This window comes from Lentzea sp. NPDC058450, from assembly GCF_042721395.1.
Taxonomy (GTDB): Bacteria; Actinomycetota; Actinomycetes; order Mycobacteriales; family Pseudonocardiaceae; genus Lentzea.
The window spans coordinates 203,290-218,281 of sequence record NZ_JBHXLO010000010.1; the positions used below are offsets into that span (position 1 = coordinate 203,290).

The following is a 14,992-nucleotide window of genomic DNA, read 5'->3' on the forward strand; positions in this document are numbered from 1 at the left end:
CAGGGGGCGCGCTCACACCTTCGGGTGGTCGAGGTTTGAGCCGCCTGAGGTGAGAGAACGCCACCGGACGCGCCGCGCTCGGGGAGAGGCAGGCGTGGGTGACTGCGCCGCGTGCTCCGGCCAAGAGCGTGTGCGCCACACGCTCGGAGCGAAACACGCGCAGGTGGACGCGCCGCGCGAGCGCGGTGAGGCACGCACGGTCAGGTCTTCTCCAGGTACTCCGCCCGTTCCTCCGTCAGCAGCGTCGCCACCATCCCCGCCAGGCCGGGGTGCTTCTCCAGGTCCGGATCGGCGTCCACGACCTGCTGGGCCGCCGTGCGCGCGTCGGCGATGATGTCCTCGTCCCGCAGCAGCGACAGCATCTTGAGGCCCGAGCGGCGGCCGGACTGCGCGGCGCCGAGGATGTCGCCCTCGCGGCGCAGTTCGAGGTCCAGCTGGGCCAGCTCGAAACCGTCCAGAGTGGACTCGACGGCGCGCAGGCGTTCCATCGTGGCCGTCATCTCCGGCATCTCCGTGACCAGCAGGCAGAGGCCGGGCGCGCTGCCCCGGCCCACGCGGCCGCGGAGCTGGTGGAGCTGCGAGACGCCGAACCTGTCGGCGTCCATGATGGCCATGACGGTGGCGTTCGGGACGTTGACGCCCACCTCGATGACCGTGGTGGCGACCAGGACGTTGACCTCGTTGGCCGCGAACGCGCGCATCACCGCGTCCTTGTCCTCCGGCGCCATGCGGCCGTGCAGGATCTCGATGCGCAGGCCGCGCAACGGGCCTGCGGCCAGCATGTTCGCCACGTCGATGACGGACAGGGCCGGGCGCTTGTCGTCGTCGCCGTCGGACTTCGCCGGCTCCTCGTCACCGATGCGCGGGCACACGAAGTACGCCTGGTGGCCCTTCGCCACCTCCTCGCGCACGCGGGCGAACGCGCGGTCGAGCCAGGCCGGTTTCTCGCGGGCCGGGACGACCGACGTCTTGATCGGCGAACGGCCGCCGGGCAGCTCGCGCAGCGCGGAGACCTCCAGGTCGCCGTAGACCGTCATGGCCACGGTGCGCGGGATCGGGGTCGCCGTCATGACCAGCACGTGCGGGTTCTCGCGTTCGCCGCGCGCGCTCAGCGCAGCCCGTTGCTCGACGCCGAAGCGGTGCTGCTCGTCGACCACGACCAGACCGAGGGAGTGGAACTCCACCTTCTCCTGGATGATCGCGTGCGTGCCGACGACGATGCCCGCCTCGCCGGTCACGATGTCCAGCAACGCCTGACGGCGCTGGGCCGTGTTCATCGAGCCGGTCAGCAACGTCACGCGCGTCGCCTCCTCGGCGCCGCCCAGCTGGCCCGCCTGGGCGAGGTCGCCGAGCATCTCCGCCAACGAGCGGGCGTGTTGTGCCGCAAGGACTTCGGTGGGCGCGAGCATCGCGGCCTGCCGGCCCGCGTCGACGGCCTGGAGCATCGCCCGCAACGCGACCATCGTCTTTCCCGAGCCCACCTCGCCCTGCAACAACCGGTTCATCGGCACCGTCGACTCCAGGTCGGACGCGATCTGCTCGCCCACCTCGACCTGCCCGGCGGTGAGCTTGAACGGGAGCCGCTCGTCGAACGCGTCGCGGATGCCGCCGGACCGGCGCACGCACGAAGGCGCCGGGCGGGCGGTGGAGGCCTTGCGGCGCTGGGCCAGGGCCAGCTGCACGGCCAGGGCCTCGTCCCACTTCAGCCTCAGCTGCGCCACGGAGATCTGCGCCCAGCTCTCCGGCCGGTGGATCGACCGCAGCGCGTCCTCCAGGCCGATCAGGCCCTGCTCCTCGCGGAAGTCGGCGGGCAGCGGGTCCTCCGGCACGCCGTCCCAGATCTCCAGGAGCTGCTTCACGCAGTTCGCGATGTTCCACGTGTTGATGTGCTGCGACGCCGGGTAGACGGGCAGGAACGCCTGCAGGAACGACGACCCGTCCTGCTCCGCGGTGAGGACCTCGAACGCCGGGTGCACCAGCTGCAGGTTCTGCCGGTAGCGGCCGACCTTGCCGGCGAACAGCGCGCGCGTGCCCGGCAGCAGCTCCTGCTCGGCCACGAAGGCGGGCTTGCCGAAGAACACCAGGTGCAGCTCCGAGGTGCCGTCGGTGATGACGGCCTCGGTCATCTGGCCGCGGCGCGCCTTCATCTGGCGCTTCTGGCACTTGCGGACCTCGGCCTGCACCGTGACGTGCTCGTCGATTTCCAGCGAGCGGATGTCCGTCAGCTTCCCGCGCTCGTCGTAGCGGCGCGGGTAGTGGCGCAGCAGGTCACCGACCGTCGTGAGGCCGAGGCCGGTCTCCAGTGCGTCGGCGGTCTTCTTGCCGAGCAACGGCTGCAGGTTGTCGTCGAAGGAGATCATCGCGTCCCATTGAACTACTCGACACCGACAAAAATGACCGCGTCCGGCTGACCGCCCGGATACGCCGTCACCTCGACCTCCGGATGGGTGACCCGCAGGTGGTCCTCCAGCACGTCGACCAGGCCGTCCGGCGCGTCGGCGCCCAGCAGCACCGTCACCAGTTCACCACCACCGGCCAGCATCCGGTCGACCAGGCGGCACGAGAGGTCCATCAACGACTCCGCGGCCGCCGGGCCCGGCTCGATCAGCACGACCTCGCCGTCCAGCATGCCCAGCAGGTCGCCGGGCTGGCAGCGGCCGACCCACGTGATCGCCTCGTCGGCGGCGATCGCGAGCTCGCCGCGGCGCGTGGCGGCGGAGGCCTCGGCCATCGCGACAACGTCGTCACCCGCGCGACGAGACGAGTCGTGCACCGCCAACGCCGCGAGGGCCTGCACGGGCGAGAACGTCGGCACCACCACCACGTCCTGCCCTGCGGCCTGTGCGTACGCCACGGCTTCGTCCAAGGCCTCGCGGATGTCCGGATCACCGGGCAGGACCGCGACGTGACGCGCGCGCGTCGACACGATGGCCGACAACAGGTCCGTGGGCGTCGCCGAAGAAGAAGCGAGGTCGAACACCGTGGCGCCTTCCGCACGGAACAGGTCCACGGCGCCGCTCACCACCACCACGATCGCCCGGTCACGCACGAACCGCGACGCCTGCGCGGCGATCTGGTCGGCGAACCGCGCCACGGTGATGCGGTGCGGACGGCCGGCGCGCACGCCCGACTCGATGGCCGCGCCGATGTCGTTGCAGTGCACGTGCACGGTCCACAACGAGGCCCCGTCGCCCACGACCGACACGCAGTCGCCCAGCCCGTTCAACGTGGCCCGCAGCTCGGCGACGAGCTCCTCGGACGTCTCGTCGAGCAGGTACATGACCTCGTACTCGAACTCCGACGACCCGCTCTCCCGCTCGGTCGTCAGCGACTCGGGCGTGCGCGGCAGCAAGGGAGCGTCTATCGGTGTTTCCACGCTCTGGCCGGTGATCACCGCCGCCAATGTGTCCAACAACACAACGAGCCCGCGACCGCCCGCGTCGACCACCCCGGCCTTCGCCAGCACGGCGAGCTGACGGGGCGTGTCCGCCAACGCGACCGCACCCGCGCGTGACGCCGCCATCACCACGTCGTCCAGCTCGTCGGACGCGCAGTCACGAGCGGCCTCGGAAGCGGCGTGCAGCACCGACAGGACCGTGCCCGGCACCGGCTTGGACACCGCCGCCGTGGCGAGCTCGTCGGCCCGGTGCAGGCCCTTGCGCAGCGCCGACCCGGTGACCAGCGAGACCTCCTGAACGGTCTCCGCGAGGCCCCTGAGCACCTGCGACAGGATCACGCCTGAGTTCCCGCGGGCCCCGGCCAGCGCGCCGCGGGCCAGCGCCGACAGCGCGTCCCCGACCGTCGACATGGGCGAGCGCAGCAGCGCGTCCAGCGCCGACTGCATCGTGTGCAGCAGGTTCGTACCTGTGTCACCATCCGGGACCGGAAAGACGTTGATCTGGTCGATCGACTCCCGATTGGCGTCCAACGACCGCACGCAGGCGTCCGCCCACCTGCGCACCGCGACCGCATCCATGACCTGCATGGCGGCGAGAGTATCCACCCGGTTTGGTCGCGGGTGAGCCCACCGGCTACCCTCATTGAGTTGCCGTGCCCGGTTGAGGCTTGTGCACGCTTGCGCGCCCACCGGGACGCATGACTTACCGCTTGAGGAACCTGAAGGAGTGGCTGACGTGGCTGCCGTGTGCGACGTCTGTGGCAAGGGGCCGGGCTTCGGCCATTCGGTTTCGCACTCCCAGCGGAAGACGAACCGCCGCTGGAACCCGAACATCCAGTCTGTGCGCGCGAAGGTCTCGGCCTCGCAGCGCCAGCGGATCAACGTGTGCACGTCCTGCCTGAAGGCCGGCAAGGTCGTGCGCGGCTGATCACCGCCACAGTTCGTTTTTAGTTCGAGGAGAGCTCGGCCACGGCCGGGCTCTCTTCGCGTTTCAGGGCCCGGCGCACGAACACCAGGCAGGCAGCGCCGCAGAGAAACGCTCCGGTGCCACCGAGTGCGAACACCGCCCGCGGCCCCATGACGAGCAGCAACCCACCGGCGGCGGCGGTCCCCAGCAGGTTCGCGCCGGTCACCAACGACCCGACGGCGGCGAAAGCCCGCCCGCGCATCTCCTCAGGCGTGCGCAACCGCACGAGCGCGTTCATCGTGACGTTGTCGACGCCGTTCGACACACCGCCGATCACCCAGCCGATCCCGGCGGCCACGACGAACGGGAACGTCGCCGGGATCAGCACGGCGATCCCGGTGGTGATTCCGGAGATCGCGAGCGCCTGAGCGACCTCCGACACGCTCCTCAGCCGGGCCGCCAGCCGGTTCCCGACGAGGATGCCGGCCATCCAGCACGCCTGCATCGCGCCCAGCATGAACTCGTCGCCGTGCAGCACGTACCGCACGAACGCGGGGTCGGCGACGTTGATCACCACGACCGCGCCGACGAAGAACGCCAGACCGAGGATCGCGGCGAACAGCACGGGATCCCGCCGCACGTGCCGAATCCCCGCCAGCGCGCTGGGACGCGCGGCGTGCTCACCGGAAGGCCTGCGTTCCGAACGCACGAACGCCAGCAACACGGCGTAGACGAGGAAAGTGGCCCCGTCGACGAGCAACGCCACGGGATGCCCGAAGAACCCCGCGAGCAACGCACCGAGCGTCACACCGCCGAGGCTGCCGAGGCTGCGGGCGGTGCCGACCCACGCGTACCCGCGCGTCGCTTCGTCCTCGCCCGCGATGTGCGGCACGAGAGCAGAGGTCGCGGGCACGGTCACCGCACGACCGCACCCGGAGAGCAACACGAGTGCGACGACGAGCAGGGGCTGGCTCATGAGGGGCGCGATGGCCGCGATCGCCGCTCCCTGCAGGAGCAGCGAGGTCATCAGCAGTCTGCGGTTCGGCAGCTTGTCGACCAGCACTCCGGCGAGCGGGGCGCCGAGCACGAACGGCAGCAGCTCGGCGACCAGGATCGCGGCCACCAGCAACGGGCTGATGGGCGTCGACCAGAACAGCAGGACGAGAACCGACAGGGAGCTGCCGAACTCGGACACGGCCGAGCCGGCAGCCAGGATCTTCAGATCTCGATTCCCCCGCATGTCCCTCGACGCTAGTGCCGCGGGACATGCGGGGAGGAGCGAATTACGGGAGCTTCCAGTCGATCGGCTCGGCGCCCTGCTTCTCCAGCAGTTCGTTGGCGCGGCTGAACGGCTTCGAGCCGAAGAACCCGGAGTGCGCCGACAGCGGCGACGGGTGCGCGGACTCGATGGCGGGCAACGGTTCGAGCAGCGGACGCAGGTTGCGCGCGTTGCGGCCCCACAGGATCGAGACCAGCGGTGCGTCACGGGCGGCGAGCGCCTTGATCGCCTGCTCCGTCACGGCCTCCCAGCCCTTGCCCTGGTGGGAGTTCGCCTTGCCCGGCTGCACGGTGAGCGCCCTGTTGAGCAGCAGCACACCGCGTTCTGACCACGGGGTCAGGTCGCCGTTGGACGGAATCGGGTGACCGAGGTCCTCCGCGTATTCCTTGTAGATGTTGATGAGCGACTTGGGAATGGGCCGGACGTCCGGCGCGACCGAGAACGACAGGCCGACCGCGTGGCCGGGCGTCGGGTACGGGTCCTGGCCGACGATCAGCACCTTCACCTGGTGGAACGGCTGCTGGAAAGCACGCAGCACGTTCTCGCCCGCGGGAAGGTAGGTGCGACCGGCGGAAACTTCCGCGCGCAGGAACTCACCCATGGCGGCGATCTGGTCAGCAACGGGGGCGAGAGCTTCAGCCCAACCGGCTTCGACAACTTCAGTGAGGGGACGAGCCACGGCTGTGAACCCTATCTCACCTAATCGATGCGGCGGAGCTTTTCCCGGTACAAAGCGATGTTCTGCACGTATTTCTCGACGATGAATTCCCAGGCCCGTTCCGGCACAACGTGTCCGGCGCGTTCGCGGGCCGGAACTCCCAGCACCATCGTGCGTTCGCGGACGTGGCCGCCGAACGAGACCACCGCGCCGGCGCCGACGATCGCGCCCTTCTCCACGATGGAACCGTTGAGCACCACCGATCCCGACGCGATCAGGCACTCGTCGGCGACGGTGGCGCCCTCGATGTGCACGTTGTGGCCGACCACGCAGGACGATCCGATGTGCACCGGGTGGACCTCGGTGCAGTGGACGACCGTGCCGTCCTGGATCGACGTGCGCTCGTCGACGACGATGCGCCCGTAGTCACCGCGCAGCACGGCTTGTGGCCACACCGACGAGAACGCGCCGATGCGCACGTCGCCGATCACGGTCGCGTCCGGGTGGACGTACGCGTCCGGGTGGATCTGCGGCGTGTAGTCCCCCAACGCATAAATGGCCATGCGCCTGAACCTACAACGACTTCCCGAAACAGCGGCTCTCCGGGTGGTCGCGGTAGACGCCGAAGTTGGGGATCCGCTCGTACCCGCTGGAGGTGTACAGGCTGATCGCCTCGGGCTGGCGCGTCCCGGTCTCGAGGACCATGCGCTCCAGCTCCCGCTCCCGCGCGGCGGTCTCCAGATGCGCGAGCACGAGCCGGGAGAGGCCCTTGCCGCGCGCGGAGTCGACCACGTACATCCGCTTGATCTCGGCGGCGCCGGCCAGCTCGTCGTTGACCCGCCAGCCGCCGCACGCCACGGGCACGCCGTCGAGGTAGCCGATGACGAAGTACCCGAGCGGCGCCGCGAACTGCGCCGGGTCGACCGGCGTGACGTCCACGTCGCCGTAGCGTTCGACGTAGACCTGCTGGAGGTCGGCGATCATCTTGACCGAGTCTGGATGGTCATACGCGCGCGCGAATAGTTCCACAGGAAGTCAGTTTACGCGCGCCAGTGCTCCCAGCCAGGAGGTTTTTCGTACACCCGGCCGTCGACGGTGACTCCTTCGCCCGCGCGGACCGTGCCGATGGTCGTCCAGTTCGGCGGCACGGCCTTGGGGCCTGGGAACGTCGCCGCGAGCGCGTGGTCCTCGCCCCCGGTGAGCGCCCAGTGCCGGGCGTCCCCGCCGAGCGCCGACGCCACGTCGAGCAGGCGCGGGTGCAACGGCAGCAGCTCCGTGCGGATGTCGATCGCGACGCCCGACGAGTCGGCGATGTGGCCGAGGTCCTGCAGCAGGCCGTCCGAGATGTCGATCATGGACGTGGCGCCCGCCTCGGCGGCCCTCGGGCCCTCCTCGTACGGCGGCTCCGGGGTGCGCTGGGCGTTCACTATCCCGACCGGCGAACGGAACCCGCGGCCGAGCACGGCGAGCCCGGCGGCGGCCCAGCCGAGCCGTCCGGTGACCGCCACGACGTCCCCGACGAGCGCGCCGGACCTCGTGATCGGCTCGAGCCCGTTCATGTCACCCATGGCGGTGATGGAGATCACCAGCGTGGCGGAGCTGACCATGTCGCCCCCGACGATGCCCGCGCCGGCCTTCGCCGATTCCTCCCACAACCCCGCCATGATCCCCTGCACGACGGACGCCGGGGTGTCCGCGGGACACGCGAAACCGACGAGCAGCGCGGACGGCAACGCTCCCATCGCGACGACGTCGGCGAGGTTCACCGCGGCCGCTTTTCGGCCCACCTGCTCAGGACTGGACCAGTCGAGTCTGAAGTGGACACCCTCGACGAGGACGTCCATCGAGGCGACGACCCGTCCGTCCGGGACGGCGACGACGGCCGCGTCGTCACCCGGCCCGAGGATGGTCGTCTCCGGCTGCGCCCGACCGGTCGTCACCCGGTGGATGAGAGTGAACTCACCCACATCGGCGACCGTCTCCGCGTCGCGCGGCGGCTCCGGACGCAAAGTTGCCTCCCAATCTGAGCATTCGGAACCCCAACTGGGGTACGTTGCGTGACACGTTCCTACCTCGACCCAACCTGTCGCGACGAAGGGGCACGCCGTGGTGCATGCATACATCCTCATCCAGACCGAGGTCGGCAAGGCCGCCGCAGTCGCCTCCGAGATCTCCGGGATCGCCGGGGTAGCCACCGCAGAAGACGTCACCGGTCCGTACGACGTCATCGTGCGCGCCGAAGCGGAGACCGTCGACCAGCTCGGCCAGCTCGTGGTCGCGCGCATCCAGAACGTCGAGGGCATCACCCGCACGTTGACCTGCCCGGTGGTCCATCTCTAGTCAGCCCGTGTTGTCATAGCCGGGTGACTCAGCAGGAAACCACGTCAGCGCTGTCCCGGCCGTTGCTCGCAGCGGTCGGGCTGGCTGTCGTGCTCGCCATCGGTGTCGCCGGCCTCGGTCTGTGGCTGGGCACGGGAAACCAGTCCGAGGACGTGCCCGGTCGCACGGGTCCCCTCGCGCTGGTCTCGATCGACGCACCGTCGGCGGGCTCACCGGAATGCGCTTCCCTGGTCGAGAAGCTGCCGGTGGGGTTGCCGTCCGGGAAGGACATGCTGCCGCGCCGCGAGCTCGCCGCGCCCGCGCCTCCGGCCGCCGTGGCGTGGGGTGACGCCAAACACGATCCGGTGGTTCTGCGCTGCGGACTGCCGAGGCCGTCCGAGCTGTCGGCGACCTCGCAGCTGCGGGTGATCTCCGACGTGCAGTGGCTCGAACTGCCCGGTGCGGACAGTTCCACATGGGTGATCGTCGACCGCGGCGTGTACGTGGCGCTCACGGTGCCCGCCGACGCGGGCACCGGACCGTTGCAGGACATCTCCACCACGGTGCGCGACCTGCTGCCCAAACAGCCGGTCAAGACCGCTCCCTAGCGGAGGCCCGAGCCTCGGGCGATCGCCGTCTCGATCAGCGTGGTCAGCAGCGTCGGGAAGTCGATGCCCGTCGCCTCCCACGCCTTGGGGTACATGGAGATCGGCGTGAAGCCCGGCATGGTGTTCAGCTCGTTCAGGATGATCTCCCCCTGGTCGGTGAGGAAGAAGTCCACCCTGGACAGTCCCTGGCAGTCGAGCGCCCGGAACGCCCGGACGGCCAGCTCGCGCAGGCGTGCGGTGACGTCGTCGTCGAGCTTCGCCGGGATGTCGGCCTCGTAGGAGTCGTTGACGTACTTGGCCTCGAAGTCGTACCAGTCGGCGCCGTCGCCGACGGGACGCAGCTCGGCGGGCAGCGAGGCCTCGATCCGGCCGTCCGGGAACTCCAGCACCGCGAGCTCGATCTCGCGGGGAGCGGGCACGGCCGACTCGATGATGACCTTGGGGTCGTGCTGACGCGCCTCGAAGATCGCGGCGTCCAGGTCGTCCCAGGAGGACACCTTCGAGATGCCGACGGACGACCCGGCGCGCGACGGCTTCACGAACACCGGCAGGCCGAGGTGCTCGCGCTCGTCCAGCGTCAACGTCGTCGCGGCACGGTCGAGGGCGACGAACTTGCCGACCTCGATTCCCTCGGCGGCGAGCAGCTTCTTGGCGAAGATCTTGTCCATCACGGCCGCGCTCGCGAACACACCCGGTCCGACGTACGGCAGGCCGCCGAGCTCCAGCAGGCCCTGGATCGTGCCGTCCTCGCCCCATGGACCGTGCAGCAACGGGAAGACGACGTCGACGTCCTTGAGCGCCACCCCGGGCTCGACCGCCACGACGGTCCGGTCGCGCAGCGTGGGGAGGTTGCCGGCGCCCGGCTCCAGCGCGGCCGGGTCCGTGCCGAGCGACCACTGACCCTGCGGGGTGATGCCGACGGGCACCACGTCGAACCGCTCCGCGTCGAGGTGCGGCAGGACGCTCTTGGCGGACTGGCAGGAGACCTCGTGCTCGGAGCTGCGGCCGCCGAAGACCACGGCCACCCTCGTCTTGCGCTGCGTCATGCGGGCGACCCTACCCGTTTGGGCGATTGTGCCCACCAGACAGTTGGCCTCGCCTCGTACTGGAGATCACACCGCTGTGAGCAGCTCGGTCAGCACGGGCAACGCCCCCGCCAGCTGCTCCCGCGAGCACGCGCTGTACCCGATCGCGAGGCCGTGGAACTTCGGCCTGTTCACGTAGTGCCGCGCCAGCCCGTCCACCCGCAGCCCGCGCTCCAGCGCGAGCCGCATCACCTCGCGTTCGCGGTCGAGCGACGACAGCAGCACCACGACGTGGGCGCCCGCGTCGTCGCCGAGCATCTTGATGCCGGCCTCGGCGAACGTGTCCACGATCAACGCCCGGCGCTCGGACAGCTCGCGGCGCAGCTTGCGCAGGTGCCGCCCGAGATCCCCCATCCGCGCCAGTTCGACCACCACGCGTTGCCCAGCGGCGGCCGGGCTGGTGCCGGTGAGGTCGCGGTGTTCGAGGATCGTCGTGGCGATGTGCTCGGGCGCGACCATCCAGCCCGCGCCCAGGGTCGGGGTGAGGATCTTGCTGGTGGTGCCGAGGTGGACGACGACGTCCGGGGCCAGCGCGGCCAGTGACGGCAGCGGCGCCACGTCGTAGCGGAGCTCGCCGTCGTAGTCGTCCTCGATGATCAGCCACCCGTCGCGGCGCGCCCGTTCGACCAGCGCCACCCGCCTGCCAGCCGACATGCGGCCGCCCAACGGGTACTGGTGCGCGGGCGAGCAGTAGACGGCTTTCACGCCGGCCGGTACGGCCTCGGGCAGCAGGCCTTCCGCGTCCACGGCGGCCTGGACCACGCGAAGGCCGTTGGCGCGGAAGACGCCCACGGCCCGTTGGTAGCCGGGTTCCTCCACGGCCACGGCGTCGCCGCGTTTGAGCACCGCGACCGCGATCTCGGTCAGCACGGCGGTGGTGCCGCCGGTCGCGAGCACCGGGTCGGCGTTCACGGCCAGGCCTCGGTGCCGCAGCAGGTGTTCGGCGATGGCCTCGCGGTACTCGGGCAGGCCCGCGCGTTCGGGACGGGACAACGGGGCCGCGTCCGCCGCCGCGCGCCAGGCCCGGCGCCAGGCCGCCCGGTCGAGGCCACCGGCCCAGGGAGCGCCGGTGCCGAGGTCCACGAAGTCGGTGATGGCGGGCGCGACGGGCTTGCGCGAACGCTTGCGCAGCGGGCCTGGCGGGGTCGTGGTGACGTAGGTGCCGGAGCCGTGCCGTCCGGCGATCCAGCCTTCCGCGTGCAACTGTTCATAGGCGGCGGCCGTGACCGTGCGGGACACACCGAGCGAGTCGGCCAACGCGCGCGTTGACGGCAAACGGTCGCCCGCGCGCAGGCGTCCTTCCGACGCGGCGGAACGCAGGGCGTCGGCGAGCTGGACGGCGAGCGGTTCGGCGGATTCGCGGTCCAGCGCCACGGGCAGCGCGGTCTCAGCCAAAGTGGCCTTCTCATATCGACGGAAAATGGCGCTTCAATAATGCCACTTGGCGCCTCAGGCTAGAACCATGACCTCTGACGTGCAGCTCTCCCCCACTCCGCGCAGCACCGTCGTCCGCGGCAAGAAGCGAGCCGTCGAAGACCGCCAGGTGCTCTACGACATCCTCGACGCGGGCCTCGTGTGCCATCTCGCCGTGGAGGTCGACGGGGCGCCGTTCCTCATCCCCACCGCGTACGGCCGGGACGGCAACCGCATCTTCCTGCACGGGTCGACGGGCTCACGGTCCATCAGGAGCATGCTCGAAGGCAAGCAGGTTTGCGTCGCGGTCACGCTCGTGGACGGCGTCGTCTACTCGCGGTCGGTGTTCCACCACTCGATGAACTACCGGTCCGCGATCATCCACGGCACCGCGAAGATCGCCGAGGACCCGCAGCACGCGCTGAAGGTCATCGTCGAGCACGTCACGCCCGGCAGCTGGGACTACGCGCGTGAGCCCTCCAAGAAGGAGCTCGCGCAGACGGCCGCGCTGGAGATCGACCTCACCGAGGCGAGCGTCAAGGTGCGCGAGGGCGGCCCCGGCGAGGAGCCGTCCGACCTCGAAGCGAACCTCGTGTGGGCCGGGCACATGCCGCTGTTGCAGTCGTGGGGCGCGCCCGTGCCGCACGAGACGGACAAGGACGTACCGCCGCACGTCAGCGCACGGGGCCGTTGACCGGGTCGTAGTGGTACGGCGTCATCGCGCGTGTGCCGTGGCGGTACACGTGGATCGACACGGCCGGGTCCGCACCGTCGTTGCGGACCTGGTGCACGTACCCAGGGCCCCACACGCGCGACTGACCGGCGTGCAGTGAGTGCACGACCTGGATGCGTGTGGTCACCACCTCGGTCAGCAGGCCGCTGACCACGGTGAACGCGCCGGAGGTGTGGTCGTGGTCGTGCAGCGACGCGGTCTGCCCGGGGAGCCAGCTCATCAGCCAGATCTCCTGGTCGTCGGTCTTGTCGACCAACGCCGAGAAGCGCTCCTCGGGGTCGTACCGGAGCAGGTGCTTCCAGCGGTCGCGGTCGGCCGCCCACGCCAGCGCCACCCGGACGGGGTGCAGCAACGGGGTGTTTTCAGGCAGAACGACGCTGTTCTCAGGAACGGCGAACATCGGGGAAAGGTCCTAACCAGGCGAGTGCGCGAAAAGAGGACGCGGGACTATCGCCAGGTACAACAGCAACATGCGTTGAAGGACATGAGCAGGAGGGTCCCGGAACCGGGACCCTCCGTCAATCCAGTCCCAAGGCTTGGGACACGTCTTTCACCAGGTCGTGTGTGTCCTCGCAGCCGGCCGAGAAGCGCACCAGGCCTTCGGGCACCGGGTCGCCCCACTGCGCCCGCCGGTCGGCCGTCGAGTGCAGGCCGCCGAACGACGTCGCCGCCGACACGAACCTCGACTTCGCGATGAACGCCTCGACGGCTTCGGCCGATGCCAACTCGAACGTCAGCACGCCGTTGAAGCGCCGCATCTGCTTCGACGCGAGCGCGAACGCGGGATCGGCCTCGGCCCCCGGCCAGCGCAGCCCGGAGACCTTGCCGGACAACGCCTCGTACAGCGCGGCCGCGTTGCGCGCCTGCCGTTCGAGCCGCAGGTCGAGCGTGCCCAGGCCGCGCAGCACCAGCCACGTCTCGAACGGGCCGGGGATGGCGCCGCTCAACGTCCTGGCGTCGCGCAGCCTCGTGGCCAGCTCGGGCGACGAGACCGTGATGTGTCCGAAGAGGACGTCGCTGTGGCCGGCGACGGCCTTGGTGTCCGACGCGACCACGATGTCCGCGCCGAGCTCCAGCGGCCGTTGCCCGAGCGGTGTCGCGGTCGTGTTGTCCACGGCCAGCAACGCCCCGGCCGCGTGCGCCTGCTCGGCCAGCGCCGCGATGTCGCAGACGTCCAGCCCGGGGTTCGACGGCGTCTCCAGCAGGACGAGTTTCACGCCCTCGAAGGACGGATACGGCCCGGCCGTCGGCGCCTCGACGACGTTCACGTCCATTTCGGACACGAACTTGCGACTCAGGAAGTACCCGTCCGAAGGGAGGACCAGAGTGTCCCCAGTGGACAGCACGGTCCGCAGCAGCGTCGAGATCGCCGCCATCCCGGACGGGAAGACGACGGTCTCACCGCCTTCGAGCGAGCCGAGCGCCGTTTCGAGCGCACGCCACGTCGGGTTGCCCGATCGGCCGTAAGTGTCCGGGCCACCGAGGTGGAACGCGGACGCGAACACCGGCTGCACGCCGAACGGTTCGCCCGCGCCGCCGGACACCGAGTGGACGACGCGCGTGCCGTCACCGAGTTCGTCGCTCACTGGCGCTCGTGCTTACGGTCGCGGCCCAGCAGCGCGGCGCCGAGGTCGCGCACGCTCAGCCCGTCGTGGCAGACCTGGTGGACGCCTTCGGTGATCGGCATGTCGACGCCGTGCGCGTTGGCGAGCTCGCGGATCGACGAGCACGACTTCACGCCCTCGGCGACCTGCCCGTGCGCGGCCTCCTGGGCCTGCGCGAGCGTGTCGCCCTTGCCGAGCCGTTCGCCGAAGGAACGGTTGCGCGACAACGGCGACGCGCACGTGGCGACGAGGTCGCCCAGCCCCGCGAGGCCCGCGAACGTCAGCGGGTCGGCCCCGAGCGCCGCGCCCAGCCGTGCCGTCTCGGCCAGGCCGCGCGTGATGATCGACGCCATGGTGTTGTCGCCGTAACCCATGCCCGCCGCCATGCCGCACGCCAGCGCGATGACGTTCTTGCACGCCCCGCCCAGCTCGCAGCCGACGACGTCGGTGTTGGTGTACGGGCGGAAGTACGAGTTGGAGCACGCCTGCTGAAGATCCACCGCGCGGTCGTGGTCCGTGCACGCGATGACCGTCGCGGTCGGCTGCTCGACGGCGATCTCCTTGGCCAGGTTCGGCCCGGACACGACGGCCACCTGCGACTCGTCGACGCCGGCGACCTCGCGGATCACCTCGCTCATCCGCTTGAGGGTGCCGAGCTCGACGCCCTTCGACAGCGACACCAGCGTCGCGTCCGGCGGCAGCAGCGGCTTCCAGCCGGACAGGTTGGCCCGCAACGTCTGCGACGGCACGGCGAGGATCACCGCGTCCGCCCCGTCCAGCGCCTTGGCCGGGTCCGAGGTGGACGTGAGGTTGGCCGGCAACGAGATGCCGGGCAGGTAGCCGGAGTTCACCCTGGTCTCGGTGATCTCCGCGGCCACCTCCTGCCGCCGTGCCCACAGCACAACCTCGGGACCGGAGTCCGCGATGACCTTCGCGAAGGCCGTGCCCCACGACCCGGAGCCCAGCACCGCAACACGTTCGATCGCCAT

General features: G+C 70.3%; 16 protein-coding genes. 4 read left to right on the top strand and 12 right to left on the bottom strand.

All coding sequences use genetic code 11. From position 1 onward, the window contains the following. Positions 1-200: 200 nt before the first annotated feature. Both recG and ACFWNN_RS18445 read right to left on the bottom strand, forming a co-directional pair. Complete coding sequence (gene recG / locus ACFWNN_RS18440) at positions 201-2,360, bottom strand: ATP-dependent DNA helicase RecG (RefSeq protein WP_382441115.1); 2,160 nt, start codon at positions 2,358-2,360, stop codon at positions 201-203. Between the two features lie 14 nt (positions 2,361-2,374). After that, positions 2,375-3,985 carry a DAK2 domain-containing protein gene (locus ACFWNN_RS18445; RefSeq protein WP_382441116.1) on the bottom strand — a complete coding sequence of 537 codons (1,611 nt, stop codon included), beginning with the start codon at positions 3,983-3,985 and terminating at the stop codon, positions 2,375-2,377. A gap of 148 nt (positions 3,986-4,133) precedes the next feature. Between ACFWNN_RS18445 and rpmB the strand changes: the two genes are divergently transcribed. After that, complete coding sequence (gene rpmB / locus ACFWNN_RS18450; RefSeq protein WP_030467945.1) at positions 4,134-4,325, top strand: 50S ribosomal protein L28; 192 nt, start codon at positions 4,134-4,136, stop codon at positions 4,323-4,325. Positions 4,326-4,344: 19 nt separating this feature from the next. Here the strand turns inward: rpmB and ACFWNN_RS18455 are convergent, their stop codons facing one another. Genes ACFWNN_RS18455 through ACFWNN_RS18475 form a run of 5 tightly spaced genes read right to left on the bottom strand, consistent with a single transcriptional unit; the run spans position 4,345 to position 8,250 of the window. After that, positions 4,345-5,544, bottom strand: coding sequence for an MFS transporter (locus ACFWNN_RS18455; protein WP_382441117.1), 1,200 nt, complete (start codon positions 5,542-5,544; stop codon positions 4,345-4,347). A 43-nt stretch (positions 5,545-5,587) separates the two neighbouring features. Next, the gene (locus tag ACFWNN_RS18460) at positions 5,588-6,262 is read right to left on the bottom strand and encodes a uracil-DNA glycosylase (protein WP_382441118.1); all 675 of its coding nucleotides are present in this window, start codon (positions 6,260-6,262) and stop codon (positions 5,588-5,590) included. 20 nt (positions 6,263-6,282) lie between these two features. After that, entirely contained in the window at positions 6,283-6,804 is a 522-nt protein-coding gene (locus ACFWNN_RS18465) for a gamma carbonic anhydrase family protein (protein ID WP_382441119.1), read from the bottom strand. A 10-nt stretch (positions 6,805-6,814) separates the two neighbouring features. Then, a complete protein-coding gene (locus ACFWNN_RS18470; protein ID WP_382441120.1) occupies positions 6,815-7,225 on the bottom strand; it encodes a GNAT family N-acetyltransferase in 411 nt (136 codons plus the stop codon). A gap of 56 nt (positions 7,226-7,281) precedes the next feature. Further along, complete coding sequence (locus ACFWNN_RS18475) at positions 7,282-8,250, bottom strand: thiamine-phosphate kinase (protein ID WP_382441121.1); 969 nt, start codon at positions 8,248-8,250, stop codon at positions 7,282-7,284. A gap of 97 nt (positions 8,251-8,347) precedes the next feature. Between ACFWNN_RS18475 and ACFWNN_RS18480 the strand changes: the two genes are divergently transcribed. Continuing rightward, positions 8,348-8,581: an Lrp/AsnC ligand binding domain-containing protein gene (locus ACFWNN_RS18480; RefSeq protein WP_030467939.1), complete on the top strand. Its 234-nt coding sequence runs from the start codon at positions 8,348-8,350 to the stop codon at positions 8,579-8,581. A 23-nt stretch (positions 8,582-8,604) separates the two neighbouring features. Then, positions 8,605-9,168, top strand: coding sequence for a DUF3515 domain-containing protein (locus ACFWNN_RS18485; RefSeq protein ID WP_382441122.1), 564 nt, complete (start codon positions 8,605-8,607; stop codon positions 9,166-9,168). Here the strand turns inward: ACFWNN_RS18485 and ACFWNN_RS18490 are convergent. Beyond that, positions 9,165-10,214, bottom strand: a complete 1,050-nt coding sequence (locus ACFWNN_RS18490; protein ID WP_382441123.1) for a D-alanine--D-alanine ligase family protein — start codon at positions 10,212-10,214, stop codon at positions 9,165-9,167. The genes ACFWNN_RS18485 and ACFWNN_RS18490 overlap by 4 nt on opposite strands. A gap of 66 nt (positions 10,215-10,280) precedes the next feature. Further along, complete coding sequence (locus ACFWNN_RS18495; RefSeq protein ID WP_382441124.1) at positions 10,281-11,648, bottom strand: PLP-dependent aminotransferase family protein; 1,368 nt, start codon at positions 11,646-11,648, stop codon at positions 10,281-10,283. Between the two features lie 67 nt (positions 11,649-11,715). Here ACFWNN_RS18495 and ACFWNN_RS18500 point away from each other — a divergent pair, with 67 nt between their 5' ends. Continuing rightward, positions 11,716-12,360 carry a pyridoxamine 5'-phosphate oxidase family protein gene (locus ACFWNN_RS18500; protein ID WP_382441125.1) on the top strand — a complete coding sequence of 215 codons (645 nt, stop codon included), beginning with the start codon at positions 11,716-11,718 and terminating at the stop codon, positions 12,358-12,360. Here the strand turns inward: ACFWNN_RS18500 and ACFWNN_RS18505 are convergent. From ACFWNN_RS18505 to ACFWNN_RS18515, 3 genes are all read right to left on the bottom strand, one after another. Beyond that, positions 12,341-12,799, bottom strand: a complete 459-nt coding sequence (locus tag ACFWNN_RS18505; protein ID WP_382441126.1) for a cysteine dioxygenase — start codon at positions 12,797-12,799, stop codon at positions 12,341-12,343. The genes ACFWNN_RS18500 and ACFWNN_RS18505 overlap by 20 nt on opposite strands. A gap of 118 nt (positions 12,800-12,917) precedes the next feature. Then, positions 12,918-13,985: a cystathionine gamma-lyase gene (locus tag ACFWNN_RS18510; protein WP_382441127.1), complete on the bottom strand. Its 1,068-nt coding sequence runs from the start codon at positions 13,983-13,985 to the stop codon at positions 12,918-12,920. After that, positions 13,982-14,992: an NAD(P)H-dependent glycerol-3-phosphate dehydrogenase gene (locus ACFWNN_RS18515; protein ID WP_382441128.1), complete on the bottom strand. Its 1,011-nt coding sequence runs from the start codon at positions 14,990-14,992 to the stop codon at positions 13,982-13,984. Before ACFWNN_RS18515 ends, ACFWNN_RS18510 begins: the two co-directional genes overlap by 4 nt.